At 70.4% G+C, this 16,912-nt stretch carries 16 protein-coding genes; 7 read left to right on the forward strand and 9 right to left on the reverse strand.

Annotated features, from left to right (window positions below; translation table 11 throughout):
• Positions 1-288: 288 nt before the first annotated feature.
• The gene (locus tag OWM54_RS19750) at positions 289-951 is read left to right on the forward strand and encodes a TIGR02269 family lipoprotein (RefSeq protein ID WP_267698485.1); all 663 of its coding nucleotides are present in this window, start codon (positions 289-291) and stop codon (positions 949-951) included.
• 14 nt (positions 952-965) lie between these two features.
• A complete protein-coding gene (locus tag OWM54_RS19755) occupies positions 966-1,691 on the forward strand; it encodes a double-CXXCG motif protein (protein ID WP_267698486.1) in 726 nt (241 codons plus the stop codon).
• 14 nt (positions 1,692-1,705) lie between these two features.
• Here OWM54_RS19755 and OWM54_RS19760 read toward each other — a convergent pair whose 3' ends face one another.
• Genes OWM54_RS19760 through OWM54_RS19775 form a run of 4 tightly spaced genes read right to left on the reverse strand, consistent with a single transcriptional unit; the run spans position 1,706 to position 5,108 of the window.
• The gene (locus OWM54_RS19760; RefSeq protein ID WP_267698487.1) at positions 1,706-2,968 is read right to left on the reverse strand and encodes an MlaD family protein; all 1,263 of its coding nucleotides are present in this window, start codon (positions 2,966-2,968) and stop codon (positions 1,706-1,708) included.
• Complete coding sequence (locus OWM54_RS19765; RefSeq protein ID WP_223751880.1) at positions 2,965-3,789, reverse strand: ABC transporter ATP-binding protein; 825 nt, start codon at positions 3,787-3,789, stop codon at positions 2,965-2,967. Before OWM54_RS19765 ends, OWM54_RS19760 begins: the two co-directional genes overlap by 4 nt.
• Before the next feature lie 6 nt (positions 3,790-3,795).
• On the reverse strand, positions 3,796-4,608 hold the full coding sequence (locus OWM54_RS19770) for an MlaE family ABC transporter permease (protein ID WP_141324118.1): 813 nt from the start codon (positions 4,606-4,608) through the stop codon (positions 3,796-3,798).
• Positions 4,605-5,108: a hypothetical protein gene (locus tag OWM54_RS19775; RefSeq protein WP_174816692.1), complete on the reverse strand. Its 504-nt coding sequence runs from the start codon at positions 5,106-5,108 to the stop codon at positions 4,605-4,607. Before OWM54_RS19775 ends, OWM54_RS19770 begins: the two co-directional genes overlap by 4 nt.
• A 327-nt stretch (positions 5,109-5,435) precedes the next feature.
• On the opposite strand from OWM54_RS19775, the gene OWM54_RS19780 reads away from it, so the two are divergent.
• Positions 5,436-5,834 (forward strand): hypothetical protein, encoded by a 399-nt coding sequence (locus tag OWM54_RS19780; protein ID WP_223751882.1) that lies wholly within the window; start codon positions 5,436-5,438, stop codon positions 5,832-5,834.
• Positions 5,835-5,841: 7 nt separating this feature from the next.
• Here the strand turns inward: OWM54_RS19780 and recF are convergent, their stop codons facing one another.
• A complete protein-coding gene (gene recF, locus OWM54_RS19785) occupies positions 5,842-6,981 on the reverse strand; it encodes a DNA replication/repair protein RecF (RefSeq protein ID WP_223751883.1) in 1,140 nt (379 codons plus the stop codon).
• A 353-nt stretch (positions 6,982-7,334) separates the two neighbouring features.
• Here recF and OWM54_RS19790 point away from each other — a divergent pair, with 353 nt between their 5' ends.
• Positions 7,335-8,177, forward strand: coding sequence for an SDR family oxidoreductase (locus OWM54_RS19790; RefSeq protein ID WP_223782128.1), 843 nt, complete (start codon positions 7,335-7,337; stop codon positions 8,175-8,177).
• Between the two features lies 1 nt (position 8,178).
• Here the strand turns inward: OWM54_RS19790 and OWM54_RS19795 are convergent, their stop codons facing one another.
• Complete coding sequence (locus OWM54_RS19795; RefSeq protein ID WP_267701149.1) at positions 8,179-10,161, reverse strand: PAS domain-containing sensor histidine kinase; 1,983 nt, start codon at positions 10,159-10,161, stop codon at positions 8,179-8,181.
• A gap of 157 nt (positions 10,162-10,318) precedes the next feature.
• Between OWM54_RS19795 and OWM54_RS19800 the strand changes: the two genes are divergently transcribed.
• On the forward strand, positions 10,319-11,431 hold the full coding sequence (locus OWM54_RS19800) for a DNA alkylation repair protein (protein ID WP_267698488.1): 1,113 nt from the start codon (positions 10,319-10,321) through the stop codon (positions 11,429-11,431).
• Between the two features lie 13 nt (positions 11,432-11,444).
• Here the strand turns inward: OWM54_RS19800 and OWM54_RS19805 are convergent, their stop codons facing one another.
• Positions 11,445-11,735 (reverse strand): hypothetical protein, encoded by a 291-nt coding sequence (locus OWM54_RS19805; RefSeq protein ID WP_141324112.1) that lies wholly within the window; start codon positions 11,733-11,735, stop codon positions 11,445-11,447.
• Positions 11,736-11,794: 59 nt separating this feature from the next.
• On the opposite strand from OWM54_RS19805, the gene OWM54_RS19810 reads away from it, so the two are divergent.
• Positions 11,795-12,487 (forward strand): DUF1990 family protein, encoded by a 693-nt coding sequence (locus tag OWM54_RS19810; protein ID WP_267698489.1) that lies wholly within the window; start codon positions 11,795-11,797, stop codon positions 12,485-12,487.
• Entirely contained in the window at positions 12,480-13,742 is a 1,263-nt protein-coding gene (locus OWM54_RS19815) for a DUF1990 family protein (protein WP_223751887.1), read from the forward strand. Before OWM54_RS19810 ends, OWM54_RS19815 begins: the two co-directional genes overlap by 8 nt.
• Positions 13,743-14,101: 359 nt before the next feature.
• Here the strand turns inward: OWM54_RS19815 and OWM54_RS19820 are convergent, their stop codons facing one another.
• Both OWM54_RS19820 and dnaN read right to left on the reverse strand, forming a co-directional pair.
• On the reverse strand, positions 14,102-15,310 hold the full coding sequence (locus OWM54_RS19820; RefSeq protein WP_267698490.1) for a hypothetical protein: 1,209 nt from the start codon (positions 15,308-15,310) through the stop codon (positions 14,102-14,104).
• Between the two features lie 425 nt (positions 15,311-15,735).
• A complete protein-coding gene (gene dnaN, locus OWM54_RS19825; RefSeq protein ID WP_074948321.1) occupies positions 15,736-16,842 on the reverse strand; it encodes a DNA polymerase III subunit beta in 1,107 nt (368 codons plus the stop codon).
• Between the last annotated feature and the right edge of the window lie 70 nt (positions 16,843-16,912).

Below are 16,912 nucleotides of genomic sequence, written 5' to 3' on the forward strand. Positions count from 1 at the left end.
GTACACGGCGGAGGGATGTTGGGGCAGGGCCCGCTCCACCGTGAACACAGTCACGAGCCCCAGCCAAAGACATCAAGCCCCCAGACAGCCGCGACCGCGGCACAGCGCCCGTCCGTCCGTCGCTGGCCGCGGGGCCCGCCGTGAAGACGTGCCCCTCCCGAAGGTCGAGCCAGACACTGCCCGCAGGAACCGTGAGGACACCCGGCTCGCATGGCATCGTTTGACAGCTCCGCCCCACTTGACCACGCTCCACGAAAACCCTGGAACAGAGGGCTTCAAGAGAGCGCCATGCACAGGAGCTTGCGATACGTCGGGGGGCTCCTCGGAGTCCTGTTGATGGCGTGTGCGTCCTCTCCCGAGTCATCCTCCGGGAGCCAGCGGCACCTGGCCCACTTCGAGGGCGAGGATTGTGGAGAGACAGACCGGTGCGTCACGCTGGTCTGCGACGCGGACGCTCGCTGTGGGCTCTACTCATGTGAGGACGCGGGGCGCCTGCTGGCGCGAGGCGGGGGCCCCATCGCTCCACCCTCGGCCCCCGGGTCCGGGCCTCGCCGCCATTGGGGCAACGTCCAGAAGCTCCCCGGTGGGAATGGCCCCATCTTCGTCTTCGACTGGTACAACACGCCTCAGCCCCAGCATCGCTCGCCCGAGCTCCCCTCGGGCCCCGGATGGGTGCGGCAGCATCTGTTCCCTCAGGCAGAGTCCCTCGCACGGTGGTTCACCCGAGCGCCACGAGGGCTGAACGTGCATGACTTCACGATGGTGGTTCCCACGAGCATCCATCAGCGCATCCACAGCGGGCCTCGCGGCGGAGACTGGAACCGGGAGTGGTCGGACTTCGCGAGGCAGTACCCTGGAGCCAGTCAGGCCCAGGTCTGGGAGCATCTCGGAAAGCTCATCCAGAAGTACGACCTCGTGGGCCCCATCGTGCCGTACTACTACCTTCGCTGATGGCCGAGCCGCGCATGACCTTCTTCGAAGTGCTGCCCTCCGACGCACCGACCTTCAACGCCACCCTCGACGGCGTCAGCCGATGGACCCTCCCCAGCATCGACTGCTCGGTGTGCGGAGGCCATGGCGGAATGGGCGAGCACTACCCCACGGTCGCTCTCTCGGACTGGTCCGAGCGGGAGCACCTGGAGGAGCCACGAAGTCTCCAGGCTGTCTCCCTGGAAGAGTATCAGCGCCTGCATGCGCTGCTGCGTCCACGCGTCCCAGCAGGTGCGCCCCTGGAGCCGGGCACCCAGCTGGGGCCCGTCGACGCCCGCTCATCAGGGCGCTTCGGCGACATCTTCTTCCAGGAGCCGTGGCAGCCCTGGATGACACGCTCGGCACTGGAGCGACTCCAGTCCCGGAAGCTCCTGGGCCTCCGGGGGGCCCCCGGAAACCTGCGTCACCGCGGTGCCTCCGCGCCGCCCGAGCTGCTCACGTTGGAGATTCTGGTGCGAGGCGAGCTCCATCCCAGCTGTCGCCCTCCGGACTGGCAGCCCCCATGTCCTCGCTGCGGGAGCCATCGCAACGGATACCCCATGGAGGCCTCCGTCCTCGACGCGAACACGCTGCCCAAGGACGTGGACCTCTTCCGACTGCGGGAGTTCAAGACCGTCATCGTCGCGAGCGCGCGGTTCGTCGAGGCCGTGAACGACCTCGCACTCCGAGACATCCAGTTCCGCGAACTCCCCTCTCGCTGAGGGGCGCAGCACGCTCACTCCACGGCGGTCGCCGGCTCAGGCGGCTGCGTCGCCCCAGACGCGGGCGGCGTCACCGACTCCCCCACCGTCACGGAGGCAGCAGGCCGTGTCTCTCCCGCGGGCGAGGCGGGCGCCTCGGCCTTGGGCTCCACGCGCTTCACCTTGCCCATCTGCTCCAGGTCCTCGCGGTTGTTCAGCGAGAAGCGCACCAGCGCGCGCAAGATGCGGTTGCGCTTCACGTTGCCCAGCACCTCGCGCAGGTCCTCGTACACCGTGGGGTCGCTGATGAGCCCGCCCACCGTGCCCTCGCCCTTCGCCACCGTCGCGGTGATCTGCTTCAGGTCCGCCGCCGCGCTGCCCAGGTCCGCGAACATCCCGCTCGCATCCCCGTACACCAGCTGGTGCACCGCCCCGTTCGGGCTCTTCTTCGCGTCTTCAATCAGCCCCGCCAGCTGCCCCGCCGCCTCGCCCAGCTCGCGCAGCGCCGTGGCGCCCTCGTTGCCGTAGATGAGCGCGTGCGCCGTGCCGTCACCCGTGCGCACCTCGCGCAAGAGCGCCTCCACGTGCCCCACCGCGCCATCCACCCGCCTCGCCGCGCTCGACGCGTTCGCCATGAGCGCGCGCACCTCGCGCCCCGCCTCCTTGTCGTAGAGGAGCGCGTGCAACACCCCGTCCCCGTTCTGCACCTGCTCCAGGATCGCCCGGAGCGACGCCATGCCCCGCTGCACGTCACCCGCGAGCTTCGGGTCCCCGTACGCCTCCACCGTCTTCAGGAGCGACTTGCTGATGGCCACCGAGTTGTCCATCACCTCGCTCGCGCTGCTCAAGAGCTTGGACAAGTCCCCGCTCGTCGACGACGTCAGCACCCCGCCCGGCTCAATCGGCGGCGCCGTGGGCGTGCCCAGCGAGATGTCCACCGCCTTGTCCCCGAGCACCCCCATGCTGCTCAGCTGCGCCAGCGAGTCCGTCTTCACGCGGTCCGCATACCGGGCGGAGACTTGAAGCTGCACCTCCAGCTTCGGGTCGTTGGGGTCCTGGGAGAAGAAGATGCCCGTCACCTTCCCCACCTCCAGGCCCCCCAGCCACACCGGGGACTGGTCGCTCAGGCCCTGCACGTTGGTGAAGTACGCGCGGTACATCACCTGCCGCTGGAACAGCCGCGACTCCTGGCCGATGAAGAACACCACCACGCCCGCCACCGCCAGGCCGATGGCCACGAACAGCCCCGCCCTCAGCGCCAGCCGCTTCTCGCCCGACGTCGAAGTGAAGAGGCTCATGACGCCGCCTCCGGCTCCAGCTCCACCCGCCGCGCGTCCAGGAACGCCCGCACCTCCGGCACCGTCGAGCGCCGGAACTCGCCCGGCGTCCCCACCTGGACGATGCGCCTGTTGGCCAGCATCGCCATCCGGTCCCCCACCGCGAACGCGCTCACCAGGTCGTGCGTCACGACGATGGAGGTGCTGCCGAGCTTGGTCTTCATCGAGTTGATCATCGCGTTGATGGACTGCGTGGTCACCGGGTCCAACCCCGTGGTGGGCTCGTCCCAGAGGATGACTTCCGGATTGGTGGCGATGGCCCGCGCCAACCCCACCCGCTTCTTCATGCCGCCCGACAGGTCCGCCGGCATCAGCCGCTCCGTGCCCGGCAGGTTCACCAGCTCCAGCTTCTCCGCCACCCGGTCGCGCACCTCGGACAACGGCATGTCCGGGTAGTGCTCCCGCAGGGGATACGCCACGTTCTCCCCCACGCTCAGCGAGTCGAACAGCGCCGCGCCCTGGAACACCATCGCCACGTGCCGCCGCACCGGGATGAACTGCCCTTCCGAGAACCCCGTCACGTCCCGGCCCTGGAAGAGGATGCGGCCCGCGTCCGGCCGCTGCAGCCCGATGAGGCACTTGAGCAGCACGCTCTTGCCCGTGCCCGAGCCCCCCAGCACCACCAGCGTCTCCCCTGCCCGCACGTCCAGCTCCAGGTCGTCATAGACGCGCTTGGCGCCGAAGGACTTCTGGAGGTGCTGGAAGTGGATGAGCTGCTCGCCCGGCGTGGGCTGCTGGAACTCGAACGTGGGCGCTTCCTGGTGGCGAGAGGCGAAGGGCATGGCACGTCACAGGTACAGCGTCACCTTGGTGATGAAGAAGTCGGCCAGACACACCGCCACGGAAGTAATCGCCACCGTCTGCGTGGTGGCGCGGCCCACGCCCTCCGTGCCGCCCTCCACCGTCAGCCCCTTGAAGCACCCCACCAGGCCGATGATGAAGCCGAACACCGCGCCCTTGAACACGCCGGACACGAAGTCCTGCATGAACACGGCGTCCAGCGCGCCCTGGAAGAACAGGTCGAAGGAGATGGCGTACTGCGTGTTCACCACCACCGCGCCCGCCACCAGCCCCACCACGTCCGCGAACACCGTGAGCACCGGCATCACCAGCAGGCACGCCAGCACGCGCGGCACCACCAGCTTGCGCAGCGGGTCCGCCCCCAGCGCGCGGATGGCGTCCACCTGCTCCGTCACCGTCATGGCGCCCAGCTCCGCCGCCATGCCGCTGCCCAGCCTGGCGCCCACCGTCAGCGCCGTCAGCACCGGGGCCAGCTCGCGGAACAGCGTGAGGATGACCACGCGCCCCACCGTGTACTGCACCCCGAAGCGCGCCAGGAAGTAGCCGAACTGCAGTGAGATGACGAGCCCGGCGAACATCGCCGTCAGCAGCGCGATGGGCAGCGAGCGCACGCCCAAGGACTCGATGTGGAAGATGAGCGTCTTGCCGTCGAACGGCGGCCGCACCACGCGCTGGAGCACCTGCCCCGTCATCACCGTCATCGCGCCCAGCGACTCCAGCCGCTCCTTCGCCTTGTCCCAGAGCCCGGGGCGCGGGGCCGACACCTGCTCGCCCGCGTCCGCTTCCGTCGAGGCGTTCATCCGACGTGCTCCGACTCGAAGCCCGCCAGCAGCGCGTCGAAGTCCGCCATGCGCTCCATCGCCAGCCCCGGCGGCGCCACGTAGGAGAAGTCGAACACGCAGTTGTCCTTCTTGAGCACCACCAGCTCCAGCTCCACCGGCACGCCGTCCATCTTCGCCAGGTAGCGGCTGCGCAAGGCCTCGCGCCCGTCCATGGCGACCACGCTCTGGGCCACCTCCTGGCGCTCGGTGAAGCCCATCAGCAGGTGCCGGGTGAGCACCGGGAGCGGCGGGTCGTCGTGCCCCTCGCACGTGGCGTTGATGGAGAGCGCGCGGCCGGTGCCCTCCTCGGCGAAGGCCAGGTCGTTGCCGTCCAGCCACACGCGGCGCCAGTGCTTGGGCAGCTCGCCCACGCGGTAGCGCACGTCGGGCTTGGACAACACGGAGTCCTCGAAGCTCACGCGGCGGCAGCCCACGCAGGAGGCAAGAAGCAACACGAGCAGCAGCGTCATCCTCGGCATGGCACCGTTCTTCGCGGCATCTACGTCCGGCCCTTGCGGGCAAGTCATGCGACAGCCCAGCCGCCGCCGCAAGAAATTCCGTGTACTGGAACGTCCACTACCGCGCCCTTCCTCCCACCCCTGGATGGTGGGTACCGGACACTGAACCTCGCGGGTTGCACGCCCAAGGTGCGTGATACCGGAACACTGCCGTGGCATTCCCTCTGGGAGAAGGGGTGGCCCGTCCGCCCCGTCCCCGGTCGGATTCAGCCCGCCCGGGCCCCGGGGAGTGACGACCTGGCGCGAGCGTTCGCAGGTTCTCCTCATCACCCCTCGACAGGAGGCTCCATGGACGGCGGACTCGCGATATTCGGCTTCGGCCTCTTCCTGCTGTCCATCGCCGGCCTGTACGCCCGCACGGCGTACGGCCTGGTGGTCGCCCTGCTGGTGCTCGCGGTCGCCTCCATGGGGATGGCCTTCAGCGAGTCGAAGAAGCTGCGCGAGCTGTCGCTGGGGGTGAGCATCGCGCTGCTGCTGCTCGCCACGGTGTCACTCGCCACGGGCACGGTGTGGTGGCTCACCCTGGGGACGTTCCTGTTCGCCGTGGCCTTCGGCGTGCTGTGGGCGGAGTTCCGCTTCAGCGCCTTCGGCAACGTGCGGCGGGAGGACCTGCCGGTGCACCAGCACCACCCCGCGCGGCGGATGAACGTGCACTGGCCCTGGCACCGGCGTCGCTCGGTGCACTGAAGCGCCGTCAGCCGACCGGGGGCGCGTCCTCTTCGCGGAGCGTGACCTGCCCTGAGTGCACGGAGAGCCACAGCGTGTCCTCGGCCGCGGCGCCCCTCACCAGCGAGCCATCCGTGGTGGACAGGAAGACCTGCGCGCCGCTCCTCGCCAGGTAGTCCATCAGGTAGGCGTTGCGCTCCGGGTCCAGCTCGCTCGACACGTCGTCCAGCATCAACAGCGGCAGGAAGCCCGTGCAGGACTCCAGGTTCTCGATTTCGGCGATCTTCCAGCCGAGCACCAGCGCGCGCTGCTGCCCCTGGCTCGCGTAGGCCCGGGCGCTGCGGCCACCCAGCGTCACCGACACATCATCCGAGTGCGGCCCCACCGAGGTGAAGCCCCGGTCCAGGTCCCGCCGCATCCGGGCCGTCAATGACTCGCGCAGGGAGGAGGCCAGGACCGCCTCGTCCGCCGCGGCGAAGTCACAGGCCAGGTGCGCCGGGTGATAGCCATACACGGCCGGGTCCACCGTGCGGCCAATCGAGGCGAAGGTCGCCTGCGCGCGTGGCGCCAGCTCCGCCATCAGCGCGCGACGTCGCGAGTAGATGCGCGCGCCGGCCTTGGCCAGGGTCTCGTCGTAGGCGTCCAGGTAGGCGGGGTCCACCGCGCCGCCCTCGCGCAAGAGGCGGTTGCGGTTCTTCAGCGCGCGCGCGTACTCGCGGCTCTCGCGCAGGTACGCGGGGAAGCGGTTGAACACGGCGCGGTCCAGGAAGGCGCGCCGTGAATCCGGCCCGCCCTTGACCACCTCCAGGTCGTCCGGGGTGAAGGCCACCACGGAGACGCCGCCGAAGTACTCCTCCAGGCTCGCGGCCTTCTTGCCGTCCACGAAGGCCTGCCGGGTGCCGCCGCCCACCTCCACCGCGATTTCACGCTCGGCCCCCTTGAGCAGGAAGCGGCCGGACACGCGGGCCGTCTGGGTGCCCCAGCGCACCAGCTCCGACAGGCGCCCGGCGCGCAGCGGCTTGAGCGTGGCGAGGAAGTACAGCGCCTCCAGCAGGTTCGTCTTGCCCTGCCCGTTCTGCCCCACCGCGATGGTGGCGTGGGCACTCGGGGTGAGCGACACCTGGGCGAGATTGCGGAAGTCCTGGACGTGGAGTGCGAGGAGGCGCACGGCGCCCCCCGTATACCCGCCTTGGGGCCGACAGGGGAGGTTATCTCGCGGTCCCGAGGCAGGGCCGCGCGGCCTCCCCGCTCCCGCCCCCGCAAAGGCCCTCCACACCAGCGGGCCAGCCCGTGCCCCGCCGGGTCCTCCCGCTCATCCCACAACCAAAGACAAACATTCTACCGGGACATGGAACCAAAGGACACCTTGAAGACATACCCAAATCATAGCAATTCAATCTCCACATCCGTGCAGGGCCACCGGGAACCCAACCCCAAACAAGACAGCGCTGACGGCCGGGAGGAACGCTCCCGACCGCCGCGCCTCCTCGCGCGCCCCCGCGCCCGAAGGGAACGACACACATGGTGAAGAACAAGCGAGTCGTCATCACTGGCGGAGGCCGGGGTCTGGGCCTCGCCTTCGCCCGGAGCTTCCTCGAGCAGGGCGCGAAGGTCACCATCACCGGCCGCGACGCCGCGACGCTGGCCAAGGCCGCCCAGACGCTGGGAGGCCAGGTGCAGACCCAGGCCTTCGACATCTCCAACGCGATGGCCACCAAGGCCGCGTTCGACGACATCCACCAGCGGCAGGGTGCCATCGACGTGCTGGTGAACAACGCGGGCAGCTGGGGCCCCGTCGACTACTTCTGGAACACGTCGCTCGAGGAGTGGCAGGAGGCCATGGACATCAACGTGAAGGGGCCCGTCTACTGCACCCACGCCGTGCTCAGGCACCGCGTCGACCACCAGGTCGACTCCACGACCACCATCATCAACATCACCAGCCACGCGGGGGCCTACCGCTGGCCCACCGCGTCCTCCTACTCCATCAGCCGGGCCGCCATCATCAAGCTGACGGAGAACCTGGCGTTCGAGACGCGCCACAAGGGCGTCGCCCTCTTCGCCTACCATCCGGGCCTGGTGGTCGGCACGGGGCTCGTCGCCGATGGCCTCGCCATCTCCGAGGAGGAGGGGACACCCAGGCGCGCCATCCAGCAGTGGGTGCTGGCGGAGCAGGAGGCCGGCAGGACGGTGTCGGCCGAGCAGGGCGCGAAGAACCTGCTCCGGCTCGCCAGCGGGGGATACTCCGCCCTGAGCGGCTGCTACCTCACCGTCCAGGATGATTTGGACGCGCTGCTCGCCGACCAGCAGGCCATCCGCGCCGACGGCCTGCTCACGCTCCGGGTCAAGTCGCGCTCCGCCTGACTCAGGACGCCAGGTCCGTGGCGGCCGCTTCGGGGGGCGCCTCGGAGACGAGCGGGAGCTCCACGGTGAAGGTGGAGCCCTCGCCCGGGTGGCTGTCCACGCGGATGACGCCCCGCATGGCCTCCACCAGCGTGCGCGCGACGTACAGCCCCAGGCCCAGGCCGCCGTAGTTGCGCTCGGACACCGCGCGCTCGAACTTGTGGAAGATGCGCGCCTGGGCATCCCGGCTGATGCCGATGCCCTCGTCGCGCACGCTCAGGCGCGCCAGCCCCGCGTCCGCCTCCACGCGCAGCCGCACGGGCCGCCCCGCGCCGTACTTCAGCGCGTTGGACACCAGGTTGGTGACCACCTGCTCCAGCCGCATCCGGTCCCACGTCCCCACCGCGGGCGGCCCGCCCTCCAGCTCCACCTGACACTCCGCGCGCTCGGCCTCCGGCTGGAAGCGCGCCACCACCTCCTGCACCAGCGCGCGCAGGTCCACCTGCTCCAGCTCCAATCGCAGCCGCCCCGTGCCGATGCGCGACACGTCCAGGAGGCCATTGACCAGGTCCGCCAGCCGCATCACCTGCCGAAGCATCCCCTGCACCTCGCGGCCGTGGCGCAGCGCCCAGGGGGACTCCGGGTCCGACAGCGTCGCGCGCGCGAAGGCCTGCAGCCGGAGGCTCAGCACCGTCAGCGGCGTCTTCAGCTCGTGGCTCGCCACGGAGAGGAACTCGTCGCGCGCGCGGATGGCCTCCTGCAGCCGCTGCTCCACCGTCTTCAGCCGGGTGATGTCCAGGAAGGGCAGGAGCGTCACCGCGGGGTGGCCATGCATCGCGGGCAGCATCTCCGAGGAGATGCTCAACACCACCTCCCCCGCGCTCGTGTGCCACACCGCCTCCATGCCCTCCAGCTTCTCCCCCCGGGCCGCGCGCGAGGATGGCAGCTCGTCGGCCGTGAGCCTGCGCCCCTGCAGGTCCGTGACGTGGAACAGCGCGCCGTACTCCGACGCGGGCACGCGCGTGGGGATGTGCTGGCCATGCAGCCGGTCCGCCGCCGCGTTGGAGAAGACGAGGTTGCCCGTGCCCGGCTCCGCCATCACCACCGGCAGGGGCATGGAGTCCAGCACCGCCTCCAACCAGCGCTGCTGGTTCTCCACCGCGTGCCGGGCGAGCACCTGCTCGGTCACCTCGAAGGCGAACGTCACCAGCCCGTCCACCCGCCCCCGCTCGTCGCGCAAGGGCTCGTAGAGCATGTTCCAGTAGCGCGTCTCCACCTGGCCCTGGCCGGCGTAGTCGATGGCCAGCGGGTACTCGTGCGCCGCCACCGGCTCGCCCGTCTCCAGCACGCCCAGGTACAGGCTCACCAGCTCCGGGGAGATGTCTGGAATCGCCTCCAGGAGCGCGCGGCCCACCAGCGCGCGGCCGCCCATCAGCTTCTGCAGCAGCGGGTTGGCGAACTCGAACCGCAGCTCCGGGCCGCGCAGGAGGTTGATGGCCACGGGCGACTGCGTGAGCAGCTGGTAGAGTCGGCTCCTCTCCAGCTGCTCCGCCTCGCGCGCGGCCAGCTCCGCCGTCACGTCCTTGTAGGCCAGGGCGATGTGGCGCACCTCGCCTCCGGACGCGGACAGCGGGAAGCACGTACACGCGATGGCGATGCGGTGCGCGTCCTTCACGTCGATGTGCCGCAGCTCCTTCACGTCGTACCAGATGACCGGCGTCTGCACCGTCTCGCCCGCGAAGGCCCGGCGCAGGAGGACATCCAGCCCCAGCTTCGCCACCAGCTCGTCGCGAAAGAGGCTGTACTCGGGCGGCGGCACCGAGCCGAACATCGCCCGGTACGCCGGGTTGCTCAGCCGGCAGTGCCCCTCCACGTCGAAGATGGCGTAGGGCACGGGCGAGTGGAGGAACAAGCCCTCCAGGAGCGCCAGCGGGTCCGTCACGAAGGAGAGCTGTTCGCGAAGCGCGGGCTGGGGCGGGCGCACGACGTCGTCCACACCGGCCATGCGGCCCGTCTGCTTGCGCTGCTTCCCACCCCGAGAGCCGCGGCCTTTGCGTGTCGGCACGGAGCGTACGACTAGCAGAAGACTGTCATTCCTGGCAGCGCCGAAAGGTAGGACACGTCTTGTGGACCACGTCCTGACAGGGTTTGGTGGACCCATCATGGCGGAGCCTCTCAAGACCTTCTTCGACGCGCGGCTGGTGGAGCGGCTGGGCACCTCGCTGCACCGCGCGCACCCCGCGTTCCCAATCGACACGTTCCTGCGCGAGGCCCGAGAGGGCCTGGAGGCGCACGAGCTGGTGGGCCGGGCCCGGCACCTGTGTCTGGCCATGCGGCGCTCGCTGCCGGACGACTATCCCCAGGCGGTGCAGGTGCTGCTGCGCTCCCTGGGGCCGGTGCGGGAGGTGGACCGGGTGGGCGGCATGGAGGTCTTCTTCTACCTGCCCCACACCACCTTCGTGGCGGAGTACGGGTTGGGGCACTTCGAGGAGTCCATGCGGGCGCAGCACGCGCTCACCCAGCGCTTCACCGCGGAGTTCTCCATCCGGCCGTTCCTGGAGAAGCACCTGGAGAAGACGCTGGCGCGGCTCTCCGAGTGGGCCACGGACGAGAACGTGCATGTGCGGCGGCTCGTCTCCGAGGGCACGCGGCCGAGGCTGCCGTGGGGCTCCCGGCTGCGCGCCTTCCAGGAGGACCCGACGCCGGTGCTGGGGTTGTTGGAGCTGCTCAAGGACGACCCGGAGCTGTACGTGCGCCGCTCGGTGGCCAACAACCTCAACGACATCGGCAAGGACCACCCGGACGTGCTGGTGAAGGTGGCGAAGCGGTGGATGAAGGACGCCACGCCGGAGCGCGAGTGGCTGGTGCGCCACGCGCTGCGCTTCGCCATCAAGCGCGGCGAGCCCTCCGCGCTGGAGGTGGTGGGCGCGGGCAAGCCCTCGGGCATCGAGGTGCGGCCCACGCAGCTGCCCCGGCGCGCGAAGCTGGGCGGCGCCATGGACGTGCGCTTCGTGGTGGCCAACCGCTCCCGGAAGGAACAGTCGCTGGTGGTGGACCTGGCGGTGCACTTCTTCAAGTCGCGGGGCGAGGCGCCGCAGCCCAAGGTCTTCAAGGTGCGCGAGCTGGTGCTCGGCGCGGGCCAGGAGGAGGAGGTGGGCAAGCGCGTGTCGCTGGCGCAGCTGTCCACGCGCCGCCACTACGCGGGCCCGCATCGGCTGGAGGTGCGCGTCAACGGCGTGGACCTGCCGCTGGGCACGGTGGACGTGGTGGAGTGACCTGGCCGGGCCGTCAGCGCGAGCCGAGCAGCTTCACCAGCTTGTTGTAGACGCCCATCACCAGGAGGGGGGACACCCAGGAGCCGACGAAGCGCGCGGGCTGGGTGCGCCCCGTCAGCTCGAAGCCCAGGGACACGCCCATCGAGCAGAGGCTGGCGAACAGGAAGACGTGGGAGGGTATCTTGGCCGTCTGCTGCTCGAGCAGGCGGGTGAACGAGCTGTCGGCGTGCTCGGCGCGAACGACGGGCGGTGCCTCGTAGTCGTGCTTCGAGGCCTCGCTCGCGGGGTTGACGTCCAGGCTCATGCTCCCTCCCCTGGCGGCCGGTCAGGCCCGCCCATGCCCCGCACGGGCGGGCAGGCCCCATGCCTCCCGTCGTGGCGGTCCCCATCATGGTGGGACCGGACCAGGCAAAGGGCGAGAGGGTGCACCACACACCACACACGACAGAGGGCGAGGCGGGCGACCTGCAGCTGCCGAAGGCGGGCGCGGGGCCGCTGTTGCAGCGCGACTACTGGGCCGTCATCCGCCAATGCCATCACCGGCCGTCGGACCTGGTGGACTGGGTGGCCCGGCGCTTCCCGGAGCTGGCGCCGGACGAGCTGTGTGTCTTCGAGCGGGAGGACCGCTCGCGCGAGGGGCAGCCGCTGGAGCCAGGTGAGGGGCTCACGGTGCACATCCAGGGCGCGGGGACGTTCGGCGTGCGCGTCATCCACAAGGACCGGCAGAGCCTGACGCTCGCCACGCTGCCGGGGCACCCGGAGGCCGGGCGCATCACCTTCGGCGCGTACCGCAACGAGTACGGGGACGTGCTCTTCCACATCCGCAGCCGCGCGCGCTCGGGCTCGCCCGTCCACTACTGGGGGTTCGTGGCGGGGGGTGAGGCGATGCAGACGAACACCTGGACGGAGTTCGTGCTGCGCGTGGCGGTGTCCACGGGTGAGGGCGTGGTGGGGGCCATCCACGCGGAGACGGTGGAGCTGGAGGATGAGCCCGAGGGGGGCGACGTGACGGCGGGTCCCACGTTCCTCGCGCGAGGAGACGAAGCGGATGATTGAGTGGCGATGGCTCTCCGGGTGGACGGACGAGGAGCTGGCTCCGCGGCTGGCGGCGGCGCGGGCGCTGTCTCGCAACTTCGAGGCCGCGTCGGGGGAGATGACGCTGGAGGGGGGATGGAACCAGGTGCACTCGGTGGCCTCGCTGGGCCATGAGGCGCCGGGGCCTCCGGTGGCGGATGGACTCTTCGCGCGCGCGAAGGGGGTGCTGGAGACGTTCGACTTCTCGGACCCGCGCATCGTGCGGTGGCACTTCAACGCGGACTCGCCGCTGCATGGGCGCACGGTGGTGTTGGAGCTGAAGTCGCTGGCGCAGCGGCTGCGCTTTTTGTGCGCCGTGCGGGTGGGGGACACGCGCGAGGAGCATGGCGGGACGTGCAGCGTGTTCGGCTTCAGCTTCGAGACGCTGGAGGGGCACATCGAGGAGGGGCGCGAGTGGTTCCTGCTGCGCAAGAGCCACGAGACGGGCGAGGTGCGCTTCCACATCGAGGCGGCGTGGCGGCCCGGGAGGTTCCCCAACTGGTGGAGCCGGGTGGGCTTCACGGTGGTGGGGCGGCGTTATCAGCGCGCGTGGCATCGGCTCACGCATGCGCGCCTGCGCGCCTTGACGCTGCATCACCCGGAGCTGGCGGGGCGGCCCGCGGAGCACGGCAAGGTGGACCACTCCGGCCATGAGCTGGAGGAGCTGGGGCCGGTGCGCTTCTTCGCGCAGCGGGCGCCTGGGCGACTGAAGTCACAACTCGAGGAGGAGGTGGAAGCCGTGCAACGAGGACACTGGTTGACGCCCGTCGGGCTGGGAGTGATGGCGGGGATGCGGAGCATGAGCGCGCCGGCGCTGGTGAGCCACCGGCTGGCGGAGTCTCCGGAGCCGAGGACGGACCCGCTGTCGGTCGCGCTGTCGAAGCCCTGGGTGCCTCGGGTGCTGGAGGTGCTGACGCTGGGTGAGCTGGTGGGGGACAAGCTGCCGACGACGCCCGCGCGCGTGAAGCTGGTGCCGATGACGGGGCGCATCTTCATGGGGGCGGTGGCGGCGGCGACGTCGGTGTCAGGGCAGGCGCGAAGGCGCGTGGTGCTCGCGGCGGCGCTGGGTGGGCTCGCGGCGGCGGCGTCGACGTGGACGTTCTATTCGCTGCGCAAGCTGGCCACGACCCGGTTCCGGGTGCCGAGCATGGCGGCGGCGTTCGCGGAGGATGCGCTGGTGGCGGCGCTCGCCTCGCGGCTGATGCCGCTGGTCTCGAATCGCCCCGCGGAGGCGTGAGGGTCCGGGCCTCTCGCGCTCGCCGCGCGGGAGGCCCATGCGCAGGTGGAATCGCGCAACGACACGCGCATCGCGGCGTGGCGCGCACACCGACAAGCACATCGCGGCGGCGTGCGCGCATCGTGGCACGGCGCGCGCATCGACGAGCACATCGCGGCGTGGCGCGCGCATCAACGAGCACATCGCGGCGTGGCGCGCGCATCGACGAGCACATCGCGGCGTGGCGCGCGCATCGACGAGCACATCGCGGCGGGGCACGCGCACCGACGAGCACATCTTGGCGTAGCGAGCACATCGCGACGTGGCGCGCGCATCGACGAGCACCACGGCGCACGCTCGTCCTCATCCAGGCTCGACACTCAGCCGCGCCGAGTGGCTGCGTGCCTCGCGGCCTGGACGAGCGCGGGCAGGTCCTTCATGTCCCGCACATCGCGCCCCGGCTCCTCCGAGGCACGCGGCGACGCGCGGGACGGAGAGAACAGTCGGGCCGGTGTCTGCTCCGTGCCGCGCAGGATGACGAACAGGCGCAGGGCATCGCGCAGTCGCTCCACGTCCGCGCCGCCCTCGTCACGTGCTCGCTGCGCCGCGCTCCACAGCCGCGTCCACGCGGCCTCCTCGTTCCACGCGCCCGTGGGGCGCTCGTGCGACAGCGACGCCAGCTCCGCGGCCAGCTCGAACAGGCCCGCGCGTCCCTCGTCGAAGGATTCACCGGCGCTGAGCTTCGCCTCGCCGCCCGACGCGGCCTCGCGCGCTGCAATCCACGGCAGCAGCGCGGGCACCTCCGTCTCCAGCGGGGACACCGGCGCCAGTCGCTCCTCCAGCAACGCGCGCAACCTCGCTCGCGCTACGCCGTGCCAGAACGCCGCATGCAGCACCAGCTCCGGCCCGCTCCGAGGCGCATGCAGCGGCGTGCGCGAGGCCCGGCGCGACAGGAACTCCTTCACCCGCCCGCTCGTGTCGAAGTGCTCCAGCCGCGCCCACAGCGCCCCCAGCGCGGACTCCGCGAGCGGCAGGGCACGGCGCAGCTCATCCGCCTCCGCCTCACTGAACGGCAGGGCCCCCGGCCGCGTGGGCCGCTTGAACACACGCTCGAACACCTCGGCCGCGGCGCAAGCGGCGCGCAGCTCCGGGAGGTTCCGGGGCAACAGCTCGATGGCCCGCGCCCACGTGCGTCGGCCCAGCAGCGGCCCCGCCTCCAGCACCACCTCCTCGAGCCGCAGCAACATCTCGCCCAGCGACGTTGAGCGCTCCTCCTCCGGTAGCCGCTTCCGGGCCACCTGCTGTACGGCGTCCCGCAGCCGTGTCACCTCCGCCATCAACTTCATGGGCGCGGCGTCGCGCGGCCAGCTCTCGGCGGCGGCGCGACGCTGGAGCGCGGCGAGCGTGGCGTCCACCTCGGGCTGCACCTGCGCCACCTCGCGCAGCAGCTCGAAGTGCGCGCGCACCCGGTCCTTCCAGAAGAAGGCATCCAACATGCCGCGCAGGGCGACGTAGCGCAGGCGCGTGGCCTCCAGGAGGTCCGCGCGGTCCTCCAGTCGTGCGCGCAGGTCGTCCGGGTGCGTGGCCACGGCCTCACTATAAAAGCGCGGCCCTCATCTCGCAGGCCCCCCGGCCCCTCTCTCCTCGGAAGAGCGTGCACGATGTGTCACCCGGGACCGCGCCCCGCCCTCCCGAGTGCGAGCCCCGCGCGTTCCCCGTCCAGAATGAGGCATCCGGCGCGCCGCGCTCGGGCGAGGCCTCCCGCCCAAGTGCGCGTGTGGAGCACGTCCTCTCGTCGCGCACCACGCCGGACGAGCCGCTCTCGATCTCGGACTCCTCGCCCAAGCAAGCGCGGAGCAGTCCGCGTCCTCTCACGCCGGACGAGCGCGGCTCGAACCCGCACGCACCTCCGCGCGAGCACCCCGCCCCCGCGCCCACGAAAAAGCCCATGCGACCCCACCCCGAAGGCGGAGCACGCATGGGCTCGCACGGCGAGACGCCGGCCGTGGCCGACTCAGACGCGCATCGGCATGACCACCGCGGTGAACGTGCGGTCCCCCGGCGCGTGCAGCACGCCCGGGCTGTGCTCGTCACCCAGCTCGAAGCTCACCTCGTCCGTGTCCGTCACCGCGAGCACGTCCATCAGGTAGCGCGCGTTGAAGCCCACCGTGATGTCCTTGCCCTGGTACGCCAGCTCCACCTCGTCGCGCGCCTCGCCCAGGTCCGGGTTGCTCGCGGTGATGATGAGCTTGTTCTCCGCCAGCCCGATTCGCACCGCGTTGCTCTTGTCCGCGGACAACAGCGCGATGCGCTTGAGCCCCTCCAGGAGCCGCACCTTGGGAACGAGGACGACCTTCTCCCCCTCCTTCGGAATCACCCGCTGGTACTCCGGGAACTGCCCGTCGATGAGCCGCATCACCATCGTCAGGCCCGGCTTCTTGAAGAGCGCCGAGTTCTCCGCGAACCCCAGGTGGCACTCCGCGTCCGGCGCCTCGTCCAACAGGCGCTTCAACTCCATCAACCCCTTGCGCGGGATGATGACGCCGCTCTTGAGCTTGAAGTCCCCCGTCAGCTCCCGCTCGATGAGCGACAGCCGGTGACCGTCCGTGGCCACCATGCGGACCTTGCCGCTGGCCTGCGGCTCGAAGAAGACGCCGTTGAGGATGTAGCGCGTCTCGTCGCTGGAGATGGCGAACTGGGTCTTCTTGATCATCTCCAGGAGGGTGTTGCCGCCCACCTGCACCAGCGGGGCGTTCTCCTCCTTGGGCAGCTTCGGGTACTCCTCCGCCGCCATGCCGACAATCTTGAAGTGGGCGGAGCCGCTGGCGATGTCCACGTAGTTGTTCGCCAGCTTCTTGAGCGTCACCTGCGCGTCCGGCAGGTTCTGCACGATGTCGAAGACGTACTTGGCGCTCAGCGTGACGGCGCCCGTCTTGATGACCTCGGCGGGGTGCTCGGACACGATGCCGATGTCCAGGTCGAACGCGGTGACGGTGATGCCGCCCTTCGTCGCGTTGACGAGCACGTTGGCCAGGATGGGCATCGTCGTCTTGCGCTCCACGATGCCCTGGGCGCGGTAGAGGGCCTTCTTCAGCTCGTCGGCGGCGATGCGGAATTCCATCGGAGGTCGTCCTTGAATCCCGGCCCCCCAGAGGGAGCCGATCAGGCGGTCGATGTAGCCCGTGAGTCCA

Source organism: Myxococcus sp. MISCRS1, from assembly GCF_026626605.1.
Classification (GTDB): Bacteria; Myxococcota; Myxococcia; order Myxococcales; family Myxococcaceae; genus Myxococcus; species Myxococcus fulvus.